Genomic DNA, 20,268 nt, shown 5'->3' with positions numbered 1-20,268 from the left:
AACTCCTCTAATTGAGACAGATAAAATTCATGCTTTTCGAAATTTTATCTAAAAACTCTTTTTTCATTTTCATTTCTTCCGGACTCCTGCCGCTGTATACTTTCACCGCATAGCTGTTTGCTCTAAGAAAAAGTTCATAGTCGGCTGCAAGATCTGACAGCATAAGCCCTGAATGGCCGCTCTGATGTACGCCGAACAGCTGTCCGGTACCTCTTTGCTTCAGGTCTTCTTCTGCAATGAAGAATCCGTCATTGCTCTTTACCATGATTTCAAGCCTTTCGCGCGTCGTCTGACTTCTGATATTCGCGATCATGATACAGTAAGACTGATATTCTCCTCTTCCGACACGTCCTCTCAGCTGATGAAGCTGTGCAAGTCCGAATCTTTCAGCATTTTCAATGACCATCATACTGGCATTCTGAACATTTACGCCGACTTCTATTACAGTCGTGGCAATAAGCACTTGGATTTTCCCCTCTTTAAATGACTCCATGACAGCGGCTTTTTCCTTTGAAGACATTTTACCATGTAAATACCCCATACGTATACCTTTTAGGAGTCCCTTCGAAAGCTCATCATAGAGACCGATTACCGAATTCAGCTCACCGTCTTCATCAAGATCGATAAGAGGAGTCACGATATAAGCCTGTCTACCTTTATCAACTTCTTCTATTACTTTACTATAACATGATTTTCTTTTTGTTTCATCTAGAAGAAGCGTTCTGATCTCTTTTCTTCCTGCAGGCAGTTCATCGATCACAGACAGATCGAGATCCGAATAGATGGTCAGCGCCATGGTTCGGGGGATGGGTGTTGCACTCATGACAAGAACCTCGGCAGTTTTGCTCTTATTGATCAGTTTCGCCCTCTGATTGACGCCAAACCGATGCTGCTCATCCGTAATGATCATCCCCAATTTAGAGAAGTTCACCTTCTCTTCTATGAGAGCATGAGTGCCAACCATAAGCACAGGCTTTCCTTTTTCAAGTTCCCTTGCAATCTGATCTCTTTCGGATTTTTTCGTGGATCCTGTCAGCATCCTGACTTCAACACCCATCGGACATAGAAGTCTTGTCGCCTCTTCAAAATGCTGCTTTGCTAAGATCTCTGTAGGCGCCATCAGTGCACCCTGGTATCCATTTTCGATGACATTGAAAAGGGCAACAAGAGCGACTATGGTTTTACCCGAACCCACGTCTCCCTGAAGAAGACGGTTCATCGGGAAGCTGTGCTTCTGATCTCTTAGGATTTCCCTTATCACCCGATTCTGTGCACCCGTCATTTCAAAAGGGATTCTGTTTTTCAGCTCCGCAAGTCTTGGGCTCATTTTAAATACGATTCCTTCTTCGTTGGTCAGTCTCATGCTCTTTGAAAGCATGATTTTCATAGAATAGGAAAACATCTCCTGAAATTTCATTCTTTTCAGGGATTCTTCAAGTCTGTGCCTGTCTTCCGGAAAGTGCAGATTTCTGACCGCTTCATCAAGGGATACAAGGCTTTCTTCCTTCAGAATCTCCGGCGGAAAATTCTCATTGATGATGACTTTTGTAAGAATCTGTCTCACCAGTTTTTTCACAAGTGTGCCGGTCACTTTTCCCTCAGCCGGATAAACCGGTACAATTTCTTCAGTATCTTTATTTAAAACTGGGTTGATGCATTCTATATTTTTACCTTTCTTCACAAATTTACCGTTCAGCACATAGGTTTCACCGATCGTGTAGTTGCTGGAAACATAAGGCATGTTGAAAAACATGGCCTTAAGCTGCCCGAATCGGGTTGAAAAATAGATGGTCGACATACTTTTTCCCGTTCTTGTTCTGAATGGTCTTGCGATTTTAATCGGTACAGCTTCAAGTCTTACTTTATCCATTCCGTTGAAATACATCTCATCCGCTTCAAAGTACTGGTCATATGCCCGAGGAAAATAAAGAAGAAGATCCAGTAGAGTGAACAGACCCATGTTTTCCAGCTGCTCTCTGGTCTTCTGTCCTACTCCCTTCAGCGTTCCAACAGAATCGTATATATCCATAAAATTCCTCCTAAAAAAAGAAGGCCGAAGCCTTCTCCATTTCTATTCCACTGCAATGATAAAGTAGTAAAGAGGCTGTCTGCCTGCAACGCTCATAACATCCAGATCTTCGTATTTCTCTTCAAGAAGTGTTATAAGCTCATTGAACTCTTCCTCATTGACATCTTCTCCATAGAATAAGGTAATGGATGAACTTTCATCATCTACCATAAGCTCAATCAGTTCTTCCACAAGAGGATATAGTTCTCTTCTGACAACCTTGATCTTGCTCTCCAGAAGCCCGAGATAATCACCCTGCTTTATTTCTTTTCCTTCGATTTCTGTGTCTCTGACGGCATAAGTCACTGAACCGGACTTGACCGTTTCAAGGCTTGTCAGGAGATTCTCGTAATTCGCTTCCATATCCAGTTCAGGGTTAAACGCTGTCAGAGCAGCTACTCCCTGCGGGATAGTCTTTGTCGGTATTACATATACATCTTTCCCGGATATCTCCTTTGCCTGATTGGCGGCCATAATAATGTTCTTGTTGTTCGGAAGGATGATGATATGTTCTGCATTGGCTTCTTCAACAGCCTTGATGATATCCTGGGTAGACGGATTCATTGTCTGTCCACCTGAAATCACAAACTGTACACCAAGGTCCTGGAACACTTCTTTGATGCCTTCACCCATTGAAACGGAGATGAACGCATACTTTTCTCTGGCTTTTGGTGCAGCTTCTTTCTTGATCTTTTCTTCCAGCACTTCATGCACATCAGGAGTTTCCTGCAGGTTTCTGTGCTGTTCTCTCATGTTTTCGATTTTGATTTTTGTAAGTTCTCCACGTTTTCCTGCTTCTGCAAGAACCAGCCCAGGCTCATCCGTATGAATGTGGACCTTTACGATGTCATCGAAACCGACATAAACGATGGAATCTCCCATCGTTTCAAGATAGGCCTGGAACTCACCTGTGTCCGGTTCCGCCAGAACGATGAATTCTGTACAGTAGCCGAAAGTGATCTCTGTATGGGTATCTCTCGCAGCAACATACTCTTCAAAGGATTTCTCTTCCTTCTTTTCCGCCATCTGGAATCCTCCCTGAAGCGCTTCATACATTCCTTTAAGAATGACAAGAAGACCCATTCCACCTGAATCGACAACATTTGCCGCTTTCAGCTGTGGCAGAAGATCTGGAGTTCTTTCCAGAGTATCACCGGCATCTTCGACAACTTTTTTCATAAGATCAGCGATATCATCTGTATGATATTCCGTCGCCTTCTCTCCAACTTCTCTGATTACAGTAAGAATCGTTCCTTCAGTAGGTCTCATAACCGCTCTGTACGCGGATTTGGAACCCTCAAGAATGCTGAGGGCAAATTCGTATGGATTCACTTCATCTTTTCCTTCAAGACCTTTTGCGATCCCTCTGAAAATCTGCGATAAAATAACACCGGAATTTCCACGGGCACCCATCAGTGCTCCCTTAGCCATAATTTTGGAAACTTCCCCAATGGAAGTCGATTTGCTGTTCTTGATTTCCTGAACTGCTGCTGTAAAGGTCATAGACATGTTTGTACCTGTGTCTCCATCAGGAACAGGAAAGACATTCAGCGAGTCTACATATGCCTTTTCATTTTCTAATCTGATGCTTGCGTTGGTCACCATGTTTAAAAAATGCTGTCCATTTATCTTGTTATATTTCATATGATCTTCCTCCTGCAAAATATGGACAAATTCACAACATGTCCACGCCACTACTTTTAAATTTATCAATCAGACTATAAGAAAACCCTAAGCTTAGGGTTTTGCACTAAATATTAAACCAAATCTTATTATACAAAAATGCACTACTCAAAATCAAATTTTGCTCTCCAAATCTTAATTATATTTAAGATTTGCGATCTAGAATCTTACACCTTCGATATTGACGACGATATGGTTCACTTTTAAACCAAGATAATTTTCCACATTGTATCTGACTTTCTTGATGATATTGTTGGCAATCACGGAAATTTTTGTGCCGTATTCAACAACAACAAACAGGTCGATTGATAATTCATTGTTTTTGGCATTGATCTTTACACCTTTATTGAGATGTTCCACTCTTATGAGTTCCCAAAGACCATCCTTGGTATTTTTAGACGCCATCCCTACTACGCCATAACATTCCATTGTGGATAGACCCACTACATTGGCTATGACATCATCTGAGTATGAGATATGCCCTTGTTCATTCATTAATCCTATCATGAAACTTCCTCCTCAATTACCTAATCCTGTCTAAAACAGTTCACTTATATTACAGGCTGTCTGCCTTAACGGATTGACGCCCACAACTCTTATCCCTATAATAATATTATATTTCCGAGGATACTTCAATATAAACAAATTTGGTCTAAATTTATGTTGCAATATCTTCGCATCTTATGGTAGAATGATATCTGTTCAAAACAAATAATAAATGATAAGCTTTTGAGATGATTAAAATCTCTCAGGAGGAGGTGTATTTTAATGGCAAGAAAATGCGATATCTGTAATAAAGGTGTAATTGCTGGTGTACAGTATTCCCATTCACACAGACAGTCAAAGAGAACATGGGCACCAAACCTAAAAAGAGTACGTGCTGTTGTTAACGGAACTCCCCAGAGAGTTAACGTTTGTACTAGATGCCTACGTTCAGGTAAGGTAGAAAGAGCAATATAACAGAGTAAGAGAGTATAGCTGGTCCATAGGACCGGCTATTTTACTTTTAAAAGAGCTTCAGTGAATCGATTATAATCGACGCACTGAAGCTCTTTTAAATTCTTCTTCAATTTCAAGATCTCCATAGCAGAGATATCTTCTCTTCTTCAGGCAGGTTAATCTCTTGTCATCATGACCATGAGAATGCCTTCTTTGAATGTTACAGAAATGATTTTATCTGCAAACTCGTTGGATACATTCCTAGGATCACCCAGGAGCAGTTCGTAACCCCACAGCGGATACTTTACCCCTTTCACACCAAAATCCTTCACAGGGCCTCTAAAGCCCTGAAAAGAGATATAGTCTCCGAAGTCCTTTCTGATCATTGAAGGTTTATCCAGAAGAAAGATTTTATTGTGATCATCCATAAGATAAGCTCTGATTCCTCTTTTCAGCGCTCTGTCAAGAAGCGACAGATTCCCGATAAAATGATCCAGTCTGCTGCCTGTACAGCCAAGGAAATAGATTTCATCCGGTGAATCCTTCACTGCTTCATTATAGGCCGCTTCAGTATCCGTAAAATCCTTGACGGCATCGTACCTCAGAATCTTCGTTCTGCCTTCAAAATATTCCAGAGTCTCTTCACTGATGGAATCAAAATCACCCAGCAGAAGATCCGGTATGATATCGTGCTCTCTGAAGAACTCAGCACCGCTGTCGGCACCGATCACCTTACAGGATGGATCGGATAATCCGCTGAACAGCTCAAAACTGGGATGTTTTCCTCCGGAAACGATGATTATCCGTTTCATTTCAGAGAGTCTCTCAGCGCTGTGATATTCTCTGTAATTTTTCCATTTCTGTACACCGCGGAACCTGCAACTACAACATCGACGCCTGCTTCCACGGCAGACTTTATGGTTTCGCAGGACATTCCTCCATCGATTTCAATAAGCAGTGAAGGATTCACCTCTGCTGCCATTTCTCTCAGTTCCCTTACTTTATCCAGAGTATATGGAATGAAGCTCTGTCCCCCAAATCCCGGATTTACGGACATGATCAGCACCATATCCAGTTTGGGGAGTATGTATTTCAATACAGAAACCGGCGTAGCCGGATTAAGTGTGATTCCCGCTTTTACACCTCTTGATTTTATCATTTCAACTGCACGGTCTATGTGGACTTCCGCTTCATAATGGAAATTGATGAGATCCGCTCCTGCATCCACGAATGCATCAATAAAGTTTGTGGGATTGACGATCATAAGATGTACGTCAAAAAACTTATCTGTAAGGGGTCTGATCGCCTGTACAACAGGAAGACCGAAGCTGATGTTCGGTACGAAGGATCCGTCCATGACATCGATATGGATCCAGTCCGCTCCCGCTTCTACTGTTTTCGTAATATCTCTGCCGAGATTCGCAAAATCTGCAGAGAGTATGGATGGTGCTATTTTTACCATTTTCTCTTATTCTCCTCAATCAGTTCATTATAGTATCTGACGTAATAGTCATATCTAGCCTTAGAGATATTCTTTCCGACTTCCTCTTTCACTCTGCATCCCGGTTCGTGATTATGGTTACATCCGTTGAATCTGCATTCACCTTCAAACTCGTAGAACTCAGGAAAATAATCCTTCAGCTCATGGGCATCCATGGTAAAGTCCATGCTGGAGAATCCTGGCGTATCTACAAGCAGCGCATCGTTGACTTCGATGAGTTCACTGTGCCTTGTGGTATGCTTTCCTCTATTAAGGCGCACAGAGATGTCTCCCGTCTCCATTTTATCGCTTCCTGAGAGTTTATTGAGGAGTGTCGACTTCCCGGCTCCTGAAGGTCCGCACAGCACAGTGATGTTTCCTTTGAGCTGGTTGAAAAGCTCATCAAGACCTGCACCTGATTTCGCTTCGATGAATAATATTTCATAACCTGTTCCGACAAAATCATCACGGAGCTTTGTCATCTCTTCATCTTCGGCCAGATCGCTTTTATTGAAAACCAGAACCGGTCTGATGTGATTTTTTTCAAGGGATACCAGAAATTTATTCAGCATATCGAAATTGATGTCCGGGTTTCTCATGGCAAAGACGACATATGCCTGGCTTACGTTTGCGACGAAGGGCCTTACAAGCTCCGATGAGCGCTCGTGGATCTTATCGAGAATATTCCCCTCCGCTGCAGGAATGACCGTTACACGGTCTCCTACCATAGGTGTGACATTGTTCTTCCTGAATATTCCTCTGGCTTTACATTCCAGTATTCCATTTTCAGTTTTCACATAATAAAAACCTGCGATTCCTTTAACAATTATACCTTCCATTGCATCATTCCTTTTTTCTCTTTGTCTTAATATCCCTATTATAAACCATTTCTCCTTAATTGTTTACCGAGCTTCAAATTTTGAATCAAAAAGCCAGTGATAAAAACAAGTTTTATCACTGGCTGATTTTACAGTCTGTTTATGGATTCGCTGGTGTAGCCGGATCAGGATCGATCGGTTCGGGTTCCTGTTCCGGTTCTCCAAGTACCTGTACACTGGCTCCATATCCGACTTTGCTGCCGCCGCCTGGGGTCACTTCCACAACGATGTCGCTGCTTTCCGTTCCTGATTCCATAACAGGATTCAGTCCCAGTCCACGAAGCGTGTTCGCCACATCTCCGGCTTTCTTTCCGATGAGATTGGAAGGTATGGTCACTTCTGTATATTCATATGAAGTCACATTGATCTTAGTTCCTTGCTTGACTTCCGTACCCTCTGGAATGCTCTGCTCGACAATTCGTCCAGCCTGAGCTTCATCTCCTGTGGAAACCTTGGTCACAGTACCCAGGGACATGCCTCTAGCTTCAAGCAGCGCCTGTGCTTCTCTTTCTGTCTTCCCGATTAAGCCAGGTACATCTGATACTACGATTTCAGGTCCTTTGGAGACCAGTACATTTACAGCACTGCCCTTAGGCATTGATGTGTTGACTAACGGATCCTGACTGATGATTTCTCCCTGGGGAACAGTCTCGCTGAACCCTTCAGTAACCGCACCTAAAATAAATCCGTTGTTGCCAAGAACGATCTCGGCAGCCTCAAGTGTGCTTCCTGTTATATCCGGAACAAACAGCTTCTCTTCACCTGCGCTGAGCACAACAGCTACGCTGCCGCCTCTCTTGACCATCTGCCCCTGTTCTGGAATACTTCTCAGCACATTGCCCTCAGGCTCTATAGAAGTTTCTGTAGACTGCACTTCAAGTGTAAGGTCGAACTTTGCAAGCTCGGCTTCCGCCTCTTCCTGTGTCATACCTACGATCTGAGGAATTGCCACTTCCTCCTCTTCCACAACACCTGGATTTTCTCCATTAGGTCTGCTGAAGACAGCATCTCCGATAAGCGCACCCGCCACAACCACAAGAATCATGGCAAGTCCGATGATCAGACCTTTCTTTTTGCTGCTTGAAGGCTTTTCATCATCATAAATATCGTTACTTTTCATGTTATCCCTCTCTGGTACCACCGCACCCATAATCTGTGTATTTTCCTGATTGAAAGTCTGGGCATTTTCTATTCTCTCACCGTTCATCAGCGTACGAAGATCGACCATGAGATCTTCTATTCTCTGATATCTGTCTATAGGGTTTTTCGCGGTAGCTTTTAATATGATTTTTTCAAGGCCTTCACTTATTCTGGGATTGATCTTCCTAGGTGAAGGCAGCGGTTCCTGCATATGTTTGAGCGCGATTGTAATCGGACTTTCCGCGTCAAAGGGCACTTCTCCCGTAGCCATCTCATACATCACGATACCCAGTGAATAGATATCCGATCTTCTGTCGGTCATATTTCCTCTTGCCTGTTCAGGCGAGAAGTAATGAGCTGAACCGATGATCTTGCCTGAATTTGTGATGGTTGCAGAATCTGAATGCTTTGCGATGCCAAAGTCAGTCACCTTGACCAGATCATCCTTAGTGATGATGATGTTCTGGGGCTTGATGTCTCTATGGATAATATTGTTTGTATGTGCCGATTCCAGAGCTCTTGCGATCTGATAGGAGTAATTGAGCATCTCTTCGTTGGATAATATGCCTTTTTCTCTTATGATCTCCTTAAGCGTTTTTCCCTTTACATATTCCATGACGATATAATGGATCTTTCCTTCACTGCCAACATTATAAATGTTGACGATATTGGGATGGGAAAGAAAAGCGACAGCATTTGCTTCCTGCTTGAATCTTTCAAGTATCTCATCATTGGATGTAAATTCTTCCTTAAGCACCTTCACCGCGTCATAGCGGTTCAGATTAAGGTCTAAGGCCTTATAAACGACGGACATGCCGCCTTGAGCAATCTTTTCTGTGATTTCGTATCTCTTACCTAAAATTCTTCCTATCATTTAAGCGCTTCTCCTCCAAATATTACTAGCGTGATATTATCCTTTCCGCCTCGTTCCTTTGCCATATCGGCCAAGAACAGAACTGAATCTTTCTTGTCGTCATGGCTGGTCACTTCATTGAGGATTTCTTCGTCAGAAAGATAATCTGTAAGTCCATCTGTACAAAGGACGTAAATATCGTCCTTTTCTGTTTCAAAACTGTATGTATCAACAATAACTTCAGCATTTGTACCCACAGCACGGGTGATGATGTTCTTATTGGGATGATGCTTCGCTTCTTCCTGCGCAAGTTTGCCCAGATCGACAAGCTCCTGCACATAGCTGTGGTCTTTGGTAATTTTATGTATACTGTGATTTCTTATGAGATATAGACAGCTGTCGCCCACATGTGCAACATCTATTCTCCCACCATGGGACAACGCTGCAGTGACTGTCGTGCCCATACCTCTCATGGATCGCTCAGAATCTGAGCGCCTGAAAATTTCTCTGTTCGCAAATTTTATGGCATCGGCCAGAACAGCACCCGGTTCATCATGATCATAATTTTCCTCAATGGAGGTCAGTATCGCATCTTTCGCCATTCTGCTCGCGATTTCCCCGGCGTTATGTCCGCCCATTCCATCACAGATGACAAACAGATTGAACCTGTCTCTCTCCAAGATTCCAAATGTATCTTCATTCAGTTTTCGAATATTACCGATGTCAGAAATCCTTTCTATCATATCTGTCTCCTTGACTACATGTTCTCCAAATAGCTTCTTCTTAATTGTCCGCAGGCTGCATCGATATCCGAGCCCATTTCTCTTCTCACTGTGGCTTCGATTTTATGACTGAGAAGCACATCTCTGAATCGGTTTACCGATTCATTAGTCGATGGCAGAAAGAGCATTTCCTTAATGGCATTTACAGGTATGAGATTCACATGGACCTGCATGCCATGAAGAAGCTTAGCCAGGGCTCTGGCATCATCTTCGGTATCATTGGATCCTTTGACCAGCGCATATTCAAATGAGACTCTTCTGCCGGTCTTGTCCATATAATATTTTACACTATTTAAGATGTCATGAATACTATATTTATTCGCTATAGGCATAATTAGTTTTCTTCTTTCATCTGTGGTTTCATGCAGTGAAATCGCCAGAGTGATCTGAAGCTTTCTGTCTGCAAGTTCATAGATCCGGTCCACAAGTCCGCATGTGGAGATGGTGATGTTCCTGTGAGAAAGATTCAGTCCCTCTTTCGCATTGATGAGTTCAAGAAACTTCATGACCTGATCAAAGTTATCAAGAGGTTCTCCTGAGCCCATAAGGACAACATGGGACATTCTTTCGCCCACAAGGAGCTGAGAAGCGATAACCTGGGAAAGAATTTCACCAGAGGAAAGATTTCTGACCATACCGCCTTTTGTGGATGCACAGAATGTGCATCCCATTTTACAGCCGATCTGTGAGGATACACAGACAGAATAACCGTAATGATACTTCATGATGACAGTCTCTATAATGTTATGATCTTCAAGAAGCATGAGCATCTTTATGGTTCCGTCTTTTGAAGTCCTCTTCTCAAGTATTTTCGGAAGAGCCACTTTAAAGTTCTTTCTCAGTTTTTCTTTGGCCTCTTCATTTATGGTCTTCATCTGATCAATATCCGCTATCCCCTTGTAGAGATAATCAAAAACCTGTTTACCTCTAAATGCGCTTTCACCATTGGATTTGAACCATGCTTTAAGCTCTTCCAGAGAATAGTCATATATATTTTCCATTTCAACTTCCTTTATTCACGTTTCATTTTGCTGGCTCTAAATTGTATTCATAAACATTAGACATTTTAACACAAAAGATGTTAAGTTTCTTTAAATTCTTCTTATAATTTTAAAAAAGACTTCAGTATCAGCTGTTTCCAACATTTACAGAAGTCCTTAAATGTTAATTTTTTCTTAACTTGCTGATGAAAAAACCATCCATGGTCTCTCCTGGAAGTATGGTGACGAATCCTTCGGATGTATATCTGAGCTGCTCTGAATCGCCCAGCTCTATCGGTACTGGAGAAAATTCGGGATGATTTTTCAGAAACCATCTTACATTTTCCTCATTCTCCTCTTTGTTCAAGGTACATGTGGAATAGACAAGGTTTCCTCCATAAGGAACATACTTCATGGCAACTTCCAGAAGATTCCTCTGAATCGTGACCAGCTCCTCAAGTTCTTTCCTGTTTTTCGTCATTTTGATTTCCGGTTTTTTTCTGATGATTCCAAGCCCGGAACATGGTGCATCAAGAAGAACATTTGCGCTGTCTTTCAATTCCGGGATATAGTTCAGCCCATCATTTTTCTCGATCTTCAGAGATTTAACGCCTAATCGCTCTGCGTTCTGGCGAATGAGCTTCAGTTTGCTGTCATATATGTCATAAGCGTGAATCTCACCCTGATCATCAAGCAGCTCAGCCAGATGGGTGGCTTTTCCTCCAGGTGCGGAGCAGATATCCATATAGCGCTTCTCTTCACTAAGGAGAAGAGGTGCAACCAGCATGGAACTTTCATCCTGTACAGTGAGGATCCCTTCTTTAAACAGCGGATTCAGAAGAACACTTTTTCCTCCTTTGACTTCTATGCCAAAAGGTGAGATCTTTGTCTTCTCCGCATGATAACCATGCTCAATGAGCTGCTCAAGAGCTGTATCTCTGTCCATCTTCAGTGAATTCACTCTGAACGTGATCACTGGTCTTTCATTCAGGCCTAGAAGTATACGTTTGTAGTCTTCACCATACTGATCTTTGAACAGCCTGATCATCCATTCCGGGAATGAATATTTAAATGCATCTTCCTCAAACTGATTCCTGAACTTCATCTCCTTGTCTTCCTTTCTCAGATAGCCTCTGAGGACCCCGTTGACAAAGCCTGAAGCCTTCTTGGACTTTTTCTTGGTCAGGTCTACTGCCTCATTAATCACAGCATAGGAAGGAATTCTGTCCAGATATTTCATCTGATAGATTGAAATCCGAAGGATGTTCAGTACATCCCTTTCAATTTTTTTCAGTGGCACCGTCACATTTTTTTCCAGTATCTTGTCGATGGTAATCAGGTATTTTAACGTTCCGTAAGTGATCTCGGTAACCAGCCCAGTATCTTCTTCTTTCAGACTGACAGAAGAAAAGGCATGATCCAAAGCGATGTTTGAATATGCCCCCTGATAAAGAACTTTACCTAACACATCCACAGAAACTTCTCTGGGGTTAGCTAACATATTTTTTTCTCCTAACTTCTTCTTCGATCACGAATAACGAGCAGTCTCACAAGTGTCATTATCGATGAGAACGCTGCAGCGACGTAAGTGAGTGCAGCCGCATCAAGAACCTTTTTCGCCTTTGGCACTTCGTCCACTGTGAGAATATTATAATCCCCCAGAACAGCCAGTGCTCTGCTTGAAGCATTGAACTCTACCGGGAGTGTAAACAGCTGAAACAGTACGACCAGCGAGAAGAGTACGATACCAAGATCGATGAGACTTGTAAACCCAATGATCAGTCCCAATATGATGATGATCATGGCAAATTTCGAACCGAATGATGCGAAAGGCACCATGAAGGATCTCAGTCTCAGCGGTCCGTATTCCATCTGATCCTGAATGGCATGGCCGGCTTCGTGAGCGGCTACGCCGGCAGAGGCGATGGTCGGTCTGCTGTACACTTCATCAGAAAGCCTGAGCACTTTATTTCTTGGGTCATAGTGGTCTGTAAGACTTCCGTTTACTCTTTCAATAGTCACGTTCTGAAGTCCTGATCGGTCAAGCACCATTCTAGCCACCTGGGCACCGGTCATACCGCTCTGCAGCCCTTCGCGTGAATAGATATTATATGCACTCTTTATTTTGCTCTGTGCATAAAATGACAGAATCATGGCAGGAATCAGAAGAAATATCGTCGGATCAAATCCTAAATATGGAAACATTATTCAACACTCCTTTTGAATTTCTTGGCGGTGAAGTCATTTCCATTCAGAAAATCCTTCACAAGCATCGGTTTTTTACCAGGATACTGAAGACGAAGAATACGGATCGCACCGTCCCCTGTAGCCACATCAATACCCTCCCTGCTGACATGAAAGATGTTTCCCGGCTCTGCATTTCCGCCCGGAATCACTTCAGTTTCAAGGATTTTGACTTTATTCTCATCGATATAGGAAAACGCTCCAGGAGCGGGAGATAATCCCCTCACCAGATTGTGGATTTTTTGTGCTGCGCTGTCCCAGCTGATTTCACAGGTTTCTTTTGTAATCAGAGGTGCATGGGTCGAATTTTCATTGTCCTGTTTCCTTGGCTTCAATTCACCGCTTACAAGACCTTCCATGGTCTCAATGAGCAATCTGCCTCCTCTTGTACTGAGCGTATCATGAAGCTCTTCCACGTTCATCCTGTCGCTTAAGGCTATCTTATCCACAAGGAGCATATCCCCTGTATCTATACCTTTATCCATGAGCATGGTCGTTGATCCGCTTTCAGTATGGCCCTCGATGAGGGCAAAATTAAGCGGTGCAGCTCCTCTTAGTTTAGGCAGAAGACTTGCATGCAGATTGATGCATCCATATTTCGGAATAGCCAGGACCTCTTCGCTCAGAATCTGTCCAAAAGCCACCACGATGATGAAATCCGGCTGGAGCTCCTTCATCTCATCGATCACTTCCCGGTCACTCCTCAGTTTCACAGGCTGAAGGACTCTGATTCCTCTTTTCTCGGCTTCTTCTTTGACTGGAGTAGCCTGAAACTTCTTTCCTCTCCCCTTTTGCTTGTCCGGCTGCGTCACAACCAGATCGACCCCATAGCGGTCATCTATTTCCTTAAGTGACGGAACAGAAAAGTCGGGTGTACCCATAAAAATGATTTTCAAAATCAGTTCTCCTTTTTTGTATAAGTCAGGCTGATCAGAAGATCTTCTTCCTGCTCTTCAGGTTCGAAATCATCTTCTACATCCACCAGTTTATCCGTGAATAAAACACCGTCAAGATGATCCAGCTCGTGGAGGATACATCTTGCCAGCAGATATCTTGCCTCAATAATGAACTCTTTGTTGTTTTCGTCCATCGCTCTCACCTTAACATAAGTCGGTCTCTCCACAACACCTGTTTCTCCAGGTATGGACAGACATCCTTCAATATCAAGGTATTCACCGCTCTGTTCCAGAACTTCCGGATTCACAAAGCAGAGTCTGATGTCCCCGATTCCTACTGTAAAGATTCTCTTCAGTATACCAACCTGGGGAGCTGCAAGCCCTATTCCGTCTTCATTGTCCATAGTATTGTACATGTCCTTGACAAGTGTCTGCAGTCTTGGTGTCATCTCCTTTACAGGTTTTGCTGACTTTCTCAGTACACTGTCCGGTACAAATCTTACTTCTCTTAATGCCATTTTTTAACTCCTAAATTCTATTTTTTTACATCATACTGTTCGGATTGATGTCCATGCTGACCTTGATTTCTTTATACAGATTCTTCATTTCGTCATGAATCAGGTTTCTGATTTCAAGGGCGGTTTCTTCTTTGATGTCACCTTTGATGAGCACCTGCCACCTGTAGCTGTTCTTGATTTTTGAAATGATACATGGACCCGGTCCTAATAAAATCATATTATCATATTTTGTCAAATGTTTTCTTAAAAGTCCACCAAGATATTGTGTATTTTTGATTAATAGCTGTTCGTCCTCAGAACTGAATACAAGGTAGAGCAGTTTCGAGAAAGGCGGATTCTTAAGAACCTCTCTCATCTGTATTTCTCTTCTGTAAAAACCCATGTAGTCATGGGATTTTGCAGAAAGTACGGCGAAATTCTCGGGACTGTAAGTCTGGATAATGACTTCTCCCGGCTTGTCGCCCCTTCCTGCTCTTCCCGCCACCTGGGTGATCAGCTGAAATGTCTTTTCAGCCGCCCGGTAATCAGGAAGGTTCAGCGAAAGATCCGCGGCAAGTATCCCTACCAGGGTCACATCCTTGAAATCCAGACCCTTGCTGATCATCTGTGTGCCGATGAGAATGTCGCATTCATTGTTCTTGAAATCATTGTACATGGTCTCATATGAACTCTTCTGTTTCGTTGTGTCTCTGTCCATCCTCATTACTCTTGCAGAAGGAAATGCCTGTCTGATCGCAGCTTCCACTTTCTCTGTGCCTGTACCGAACTGTTTGATGTATTTAGACTGACAGGAAGGACAGGTTTTCGGCAGGTACTTTCTTGCTCCACACTGATGACACATCAATGAGTTATCCCTGTGATGGGTCATGCTGATATCGCAGTTCTCACATTTAAAGACGAAACCGCAGGCACGGCACGATACAAATGTTGAAAACCCTCTACGGTTGAGAAAGAGAATGATCTGCTCTTTTCTTTCGAGCGTCTCGGTGATCTTCTGCATCAGCCTGTTCGAAAAAATCGATCGGTTGCCGCTCAGAAGTTCGTCGCGCATATCCACTACGTCCATCTGAGGAAGGCTGGCACTTGTCGCTCGTTCACTTAGGGTAATGAGTTCGATTTCCTTATTTTCAGCACGATGAAACGACTCCACCGAAGGTGTTGCTGATGCAAGAATCAGCTGACCTTCATTTCTCTTCATCATATATTCGGCGATTTCCTTGGCGTTGTATTTCGGACTCATCTCCGATTTGTATGTGCTCTCATGCTCTTCATCAATCACGACCAGTTTGAGATTCTTAAAGGGCAGAAACAGCGCAGACCTTGCACCGATGGCGATCTTCACCTTCCCGCTTCTTACTCTATGCCATTCATCATATCTCTCTCCATCACTTAATCTCGAATGGAAGATCGTGATGTCCTTTCCGAATCTGCCTTTGAACCTTTCAATCATCTGAGGTGTGAGACTGATTTCCGGAAGAAGCACAATACTGTCATAACCCTTCTCGATGTTCCTTCGAATAAGTTCCAGAAACACTTCTGTCTTTCCCGATCCTGTAATTCCATGCAGAAGGTAAGTTCCTAGGGCACTGCTTATTTTTTCCACGCCATACGACTGCTCTTTATTCAGATTTTTTGCTTTATAATCTTCAAATTCATCCACATTATATCGATAGTCATTTTCACTCATAACAGTCAGATAGCCATGTTTAATCAGCGTATTTACTGAACTGAGTGAAAAACCCAGCTTCGAAATATCCGCTTTGATGAAATTACCCTGGTTCTTTTTCACGAGGTCCAGAATGCCGAGATAAGGTTCTTTTTCATACCTGCCGTCGGCTTCTTTGATATGATACAGCTTCTCGCTCACCTTATATTTCATTCCATTCAAAATGCCTCTTGGGATAAGAAGTTTTATTGCATCCAGATAGGTCGATAAATATCTTCTTCGGATTTCTTCAATAAAATCCACTTTATCCTCGTCAAAATAAATTTCAGGATAAACACTATGGATTTCCTTGATCCTTTTTATGTTTTCAGGTACATTCTCTGTAATCTTCAGGACGAATCCATCGATTTTTTTATTGCCCTGACCAAATGATACTTTCACCCGCTGTCCCACGGAGACTTCCATAGCCTCTGGTACTTTATAGGTAAATATCATATCCATTGCCAGTGCTTCATTATTTACGATAATCCCTGCAAACGACATTTTCTCACCACCTTATCAACCTTATTATTATAGCATCAAACCGACACAGCTTCCATCATACACTTCGAATCCTTTATACTGCAGCTGGACTCCATCTAGTCACTTATTACGGTATGTGTAAGAAATCTGTCATTTCATTTTACCCAATCCATGTTATAAATTGGATAATAAATACATGAATGAGCTTTATGGAGGAACCATGAAAAAACAGACGAGTACAGGAAAATTCATCATCATTGCACTGCTCATCCTAACAGTCTCTGCATTTGCGCTTTACAGATATCTGGACAGATCTGATAAAACCGTATATGAAGGAACCATCATCAGCATCAGTATCAATAACGGCATCGCATCCATGCTTGTAGATGGGAGATTCATCCATTCGGAGAACACCGGTGCAAATACCGTGACAAGTTTTATGCTGAACCGGGACACAAAGATCGGCCAGAGAAAAGGCTGCTTCAATGACCTTTCCATCGGAAACCACATCAGAATAGCAGGTCCGGACAGCATACGCACAAGCTATCCAGCTCAGGCAGATGCTGATACAATCGAAATCCTTTCAGAAGATTCTCCATACTTTATGATTTCAGGGGAAGTCCTGGAGGTTAAGCCCGGAAGCGGTACAACGATCCTGACTTTTCTTGTCCGAGGAAATGTCACTGGATACGGTGAGAATACAGAAGTTTATGTCAGTATTCCTCGAGATTCCTTTTACCCATTCGGTAATCAGGAAAGAAGTGGAATGATTATCCCAGGAGATGAGGTTTTCGTTTTAATCCGCGGTGCCATGGCAAAGAGTTATCCGATGCAGGCCATATCTTCATCAGTCGTCATCACAAAGATCAGGGCAAATGACTAACCGGAACAAAAAGCAGAAGAAAAGGAATCACCACTATGAATGCGATTCCTTTTCTTCACGTCTATCCGGATGGATCAGTTCCTTGAGATCTGAAACCTTTCTTTTTCTCTCTTCACTGAGATGGTCTAGAAATCCTTCCAGAACATTATTCTCTTCTTCAGACAGATTCAATTCTGACAGAATTTTAAGATTCACATCTGCATCATGAATCTTTCCAGCAATGTTCTGAATCTCCTTAAGATAGGCTGCTCTGCGCACAGCAAGTTCTCCTAGACTCTCCTGTCTCGACTCCAGAGTGTAGTAAATATTCTTGGCTGCAACCCTTAACCGGTGAATGGACCTCTTCTTCTCGAAATTTACAGTATCCTCCAGATGCTTAAGCTCCTCCATCATCTCCTTGTATCGGTTGATGGAGAAGGCAAGTATGTCACTGCACTGAGAGCTGTTTCTTCTGAAGATTTCCCTACCGAAACCAAGAAGTGTCTTCAGTGTTCCTTCGTAAGTCACTCTGAAAGAAAGTGGATCCAGATGGTGCCGGTCGATTTGTTTCTTCAGAGCCATTTCGCGCTCGACGATAGCCTTTAGTATACGGCCATGTTCACCCTCTTTATCATATCTTTCAATGTTCTTCATCAGGACATGACCGGTTCTATCCGCAGCAAAGCTACGAAGCAGGAGTTCAATGTCTTCATTAAGCCTTTTTAGAGGCTTTTTTCTGATGAGCGTTTTATGGAAATATAAAAGAGAAATCAGCCTTCTGAAATTCACCCGGATCTCATGGACAAGCTTCTCCATATCCTCGTTTTCACCATTCAGCTTCAGTTTAAAGAGAAGTTCATCCAGTTCCAGAAATATGATTCTGACATGTCTTCTGAAATCTCCGATCACTTTATGTTCCATCTTTTCACCTTCTTCTGTCAGCAGAAATCCACTGCAAAATCATCAAATTTTCAAGAACTGTCAGGCAAGATTTTAATTCATCATAAACTTTGTCTTTGACGAAATCAAGGATTATCGGTAATGTTATTTGATTATCCATAATTATGACAAATATGTAAACGTTTCTCATTTCCAATTACGAAATTAATGGATATATACCATCTCATTATAATTATTCGTATTAATTTGCCGTTATTATCATCAACATAAAAATATTGTTGACAGTATATTATTAAAGTGTTAACATCACTTCAAGGTTGTACACCTCGATTATTTTCCCATAGGATAAGGACCATGACGAAGAAAAAACTGCAGATCGTGTTTTTACAGAGAATCGGAAAAGCTGAGAACCGATGATACCGACGCAGAGAATAAATCACTTCTGAGTCTCATGACTGAACCATATAGTAAGTCGTGACGCATGCCAGCGTTAAAGGGCCAGGGTTTGTCTGAACCCGATGAGGTAAGATCAGTGATGATCTTATAAAGATAAAGTGGTAACGTGCCAAGCACCTTTATTATGCATTTGCATAATAGGGTTTTTTTTTATTACAAATTATATAATCATTAAAACGGAGGGAAAACAAATGAAAAAAGCACTAGGATTATTCACAGCCGGACTCATGTCCACAATACTTTTTACGGGATGCGGATCGAAAGAAGCTGTCGGCGCAGGAGACACAGTAAAGGTTGGACTTAACTATGAGCTGTCAGGCAGCGTATCCACCTATGGCACAAGTCTGGTCAACGGCATCGAATTTGCCGTCAAAGAGATCAATGCGAAAGGCGGAGTACTGGGTAAACAGATTGAGCTCATCAAAGCAGACAACAAATCTCTAGGCGATGAGGCGGCCAATGTTTCTTCAAGACTTGCCACAAGAGATAAGGTCGTAGCTATATTGGGACCTGCTACATCCGGTAATGTGAAAGCCGCCCTGCCCCCAGCCGAGGAAAATAAGGTACCGCTCATCTCGGCTTCATCTACGGCGGATGACGTAACATTCGATGCCAAGGGAGGCGTCAGACAATATGTCTTCAAGACCTGTTTCAGCGATTCCTTCCAGGGAGTCACCATGGCAAACTTTGCCGCCAAGGAACTGGGCTTTCTTAAAACAGCCATCCTCAGGGACAACACCTCAGACTACAGTCAGGGGCTCACAGATGCCTTTAAAGCCACATATACCGCACTGGGAGGAGAAATCGTGTCAGAAGAAGCATATCAGGCTAAAGATACAGATTTCAAGACACTTCTGACCACCATAAAAGCTGCTGATCCCGATGTTCTTTTTGTCCCAGGATACTATGAGGAAGTAGGACTTATCATCAAACAGGCTAGAGAACTGGGTATCGATGTTCCTATACTTGGCGCTGACGGTTTTGACTCGCCAAAGCTTGTTGAAATTGCAGGAGCAGAAAACCTGAACGGAACCTACTACTCAAATCACTACTCATCTGATGATACCTCACCCGAAGTGATCGCATACAGAAACGCTTTCAAGAAGGTATATGGTTCGGATCCCGATGCATTCAATGCTCTTGGCTATGACATGGCGTATATGCTCGCAGATGCTCTGGAAAGAGCTGGTGAAGTGGACCGCGAAAAACTGAAGGATGCCTTAGCTGCCACCGAGAACTTTAAAGGCATCACAGGAACCCTTACCATGGATGAATTCCATAACCCTATAAAGGCGGTTACCATACTTGAAGTCAAGGATGGAGTTCCAACCTATCTCATGAAGCAGGAACCATAAAAACGGAGCGAATGGATCAGGCTGTCCTTCAAAAGGACAGCCTGTA

Annotated in this window: 18 protein-coding genes and 1 other annotated feature; of the genes, 3 read left to right on the top strand and 15 right to left on the bottom strand. The window is 42.7% G+C overall.

Going from position 1 to position 20,268, the window contains the following annotated elements; translation table 11 throughout:
- Positions 1–7 precede the first annotated feature (7 nt).
- The 3 genes from recG to RTX25_RS02400 all read right to left on the bottom strand — a co-directional run bounded on the left by recG (position 8) and on the right by RTX25_RS02400 (position 4,258).
- Positions 8–2,029, bottom strand: a complete 2,022-nt coding sequence (recG, locus tag RTX25_RS02410) for an ATP-dependent DNA helicase RecG (RefSeq protein ID WP_312650027.1) — start codon at positions 2,027–2,029, stop codon at positions 8–10.
- 42 nt (positions 2,030–2,071) lie between these two features.
- Positions 2,072–3,712: a DAK2 domain-containing protein gene (locus tag RTX25_RS02405; RefSeq protein ID WP_312650025.1), complete on the bottom strand. Its 1,641-nt coding sequence runs from the start codon at positions 3,710–3,712 to the stop codon at positions 2,072–2,074.
- Positions 3,713–3,910: 198 nt separating this feature from the next.
- Complete coding sequence (locus RTX25_RS02400; RefSeq protein ID WP_312650022.1) at positions 3,911–4,258, bottom strand: Asp23/Gls24 family envelope stress response protein; 348 nt, start codon at positions 4,256–4,258, stop codon at positions 3,911–3,913.
- A 261-nt stretch (positions 4,259–4,519) separates the two neighbouring features.
- On the opposite strand from RTX25_RS02400, the gene rpmB reads away from it, so the two are divergent.
- Positions 4,520–4,711, top strand: coding sequence for a 50S ribosomal protein L28 (rpmB, locus tag RTX25_RS02395; protein WP_312650019.1), 192 nt, complete (start codon positions 4,520–4,522; stop codon positions 4,709–4,711).
- Positions 4,712–4,866: 155 nt separating this feature from the next.
- Here rpmB and RTX25_RS02390 read toward each other — a convergent pair whose 3' ends face one another.
- From RTX25_RS02390 to priA, 11 genes are all read right to left on the bottom strand, one after another.
- Positions 4,867–5,502, bottom strand: a complete 636-nt coding sequence (locus RTX25_RS02390; protein WP_312650016.1) for a thiamine diphosphokinase — start codon at positions 5,500–5,502, stop codon at positions 4,867–4,869.
- Positions 5,499–6,152 (bottom strand): ribulose-phosphate 3-epimerase, encoded by a 654-nt coding sequence (gene rpe / locus RTX25_RS02385; RefSeq protein WP_312650013.1) that lies wholly within the window; start codon positions 6,150–6,152, stop codon positions 5,499–5,501. Before rpe ends, RTX25_RS02390 begins: the two co-directional genes overlap by 4 nt.
- Positions 6,146–7,009 (bottom strand): ribosome small subunit-dependent GTPase A, encoded by an 864-nt coding sequence (gene rsgA, locus RTX25_RS02380; protein ID WP_312650010.1) that lies wholly within the window; start codon positions 7,007–7,009, stop codon positions 6,146–6,148. Before rsgA ends, rpe begins: the two co-directional genes overlap by 7 nt.
- Before the next feature lie 139 nt (positions 7,010–7,148).
- The gene (gene pknB, locus RTX25_RS02375; RefSeq protein ID WP_312650007.1) at positions 7,149–9,062 is read right to left on the bottom strand and encodes a Stk1 family PASTA domain-containing Ser/Thr kinase; all 1,914 of its coding nucleotides are present in this window, start codon (positions 9,060–9,062) and stop codon (positions 7,149–7,151) included.
- Positions 9,059–9,784, bottom strand: a complete 726-nt coding sequence (locus RTX25_RS02370; RefSeq protein WP_312650004.1) for a Stp1/IreP family PP2C-type Ser/Thr phosphatase — start codon at positions 9,782–9,784, stop codon at positions 9,059–9,061. Before RTX25_RS02370 ends, pknB begins: the two co-directional genes overlap by 4 nt.
- Before the next feature lie 14 nt (positions 9,785–9,798).
- The gene (rlmN, locus tag RTX25_RS02365) at positions 9,799–10,824 is read right to left on the bottom strand and encodes a 23S rRNA (adenine(2503)-C(2))-methyltransferase RlmN (protein WP_312650001.1); all 1,026 of its coding nucleotides are present in this window, start codon (positions 10,822–10,824) and stop codon (positions 9,799–9,801) included.
- A gap of 163 nt (positions 10,825–10,987) precedes the next feature.
- Complete coding sequence (gene rsmB / locus RTX25_RS02360) at positions 10,988–12,304, bottom strand: 16S rRNA (cytosine(967)-C(5))-methyltransferase RsmB (protein WP_312649999.1); 1,317 nt, start codon at positions 12,302–12,304, stop codon at positions 10,988–10,990.
- Positions 12,305–12,315: 11 nt separating this feature from the next.
- The gene (locus RTX25_RS02355) at positions 12,316–13,008 is read right to left on the bottom strand and encodes a zinc metallopeptidase (RefSeq protein ID WP_312649997.1); all 693 of its coding nucleotides are present in this window, start codon (positions 13,006–13,008) and stop codon (positions 12,316–12,318) included.
- A complete protein-coding gene (fmt, locus tag RTX25_RS02350; protein ID WP_312650257.1) occupies positions 13,008–13,946 on the bottom strand; it encodes a methionyl-tRNA formyltransferase in 939 nt (312 codons plus the stop codon). Before fmt ends, RTX25_RS02355 begins: the two co-directional genes overlap by 1 nt.
- Positions 13,946–14,461 (bottom strand): peptide deformylase, encoded by a 516-nt coding sequence (gene def / locus RTX25_RS02345; RefSeq protein ID WP_312649994.1) that lies wholly within the window; start codon positions 14,459–14,461, stop codon positions 13,946–13,948. Before def ends, fmt begins: the two co-directional genes overlap by 1 nt.
- 25 nt (positions 14,462–14,486) lie before the next feature.
- Entirely contained in the window at positions 14,487–16,670 is a 2,184-nt protein-coding gene (gene priA / locus RTX25_RS02340; RefSeq protein ID WP_312649991.1) for a primosomal protein N', read from the bottom strand.
- Positions 16,671–16,869: 199 nt separating this feature from the next.
- Between priA and RTX25_RS02335 the strand changes: the two genes are divergently transcribed.
- Positions 16,870–17,532: a DUF3221 domain-containing protein gene (locus tag RTX25_RS02335; RefSeq protein WP_312649988.1), complete on the top strand. Its 663-nt coding sequence runs from the start codon at positions 16,870–16,872 to the stop codon at positions 17,530–17,532.
- A 33-nt stretch (positions 17,533–17,565) separates the two neighbouring features.
- Here RTX25_RS02335 and RTX25_RS02330 read toward each other — a convergent pair whose 3' ends face one another.
- Positions 17,566–18,432 carry a CHAD domain-containing protein gene (locus tag RTX25_RS02330; RefSeq protein WP_312649987.1) on the bottom strand — a complete coding sequence of 289 codons (867 nt, stop codon included), beginning with the start codon at positions 18,430–18,432 and terminating at the stop codon, positions 17,566–17,568.
- A gap of 324 nt (positions 18,433–18,756) precedes the next feature.
- Positions 18,757–18,991: a binding site (T-box leader), on the top strand.
- Positions 18,992–19,058: 67 nt separating this feature from the next.
- Between RTX25_RS02330 and RTX25_RS02325 the strand changes: the two genes are divergently transcribed.
- Positions 19,059–20,222, top strand: a complete 1,164-nt coding sequence (locus tag RTX25_RS02325; RefSeq protein ID WP_312649982.1) for an ABC transporter substrate-binding protein — start codon at positions 19,059–19,061, stop codon at positions 20,220–20,222.
- Positions 20,223–20,268: the final 46 nt, after the last annotated feature.

It is taken from the genome of Proteiniclasticum sp., assembly GCF_032054185.1.
Lineage (GTDB): Bacteria > Bacillota > Clostridia > Clostridiales > Clostridiaceae > Proteiniclasticum.
This window is presented reverse-complemented; position numbering and strand designations above follow the sequence as displayed.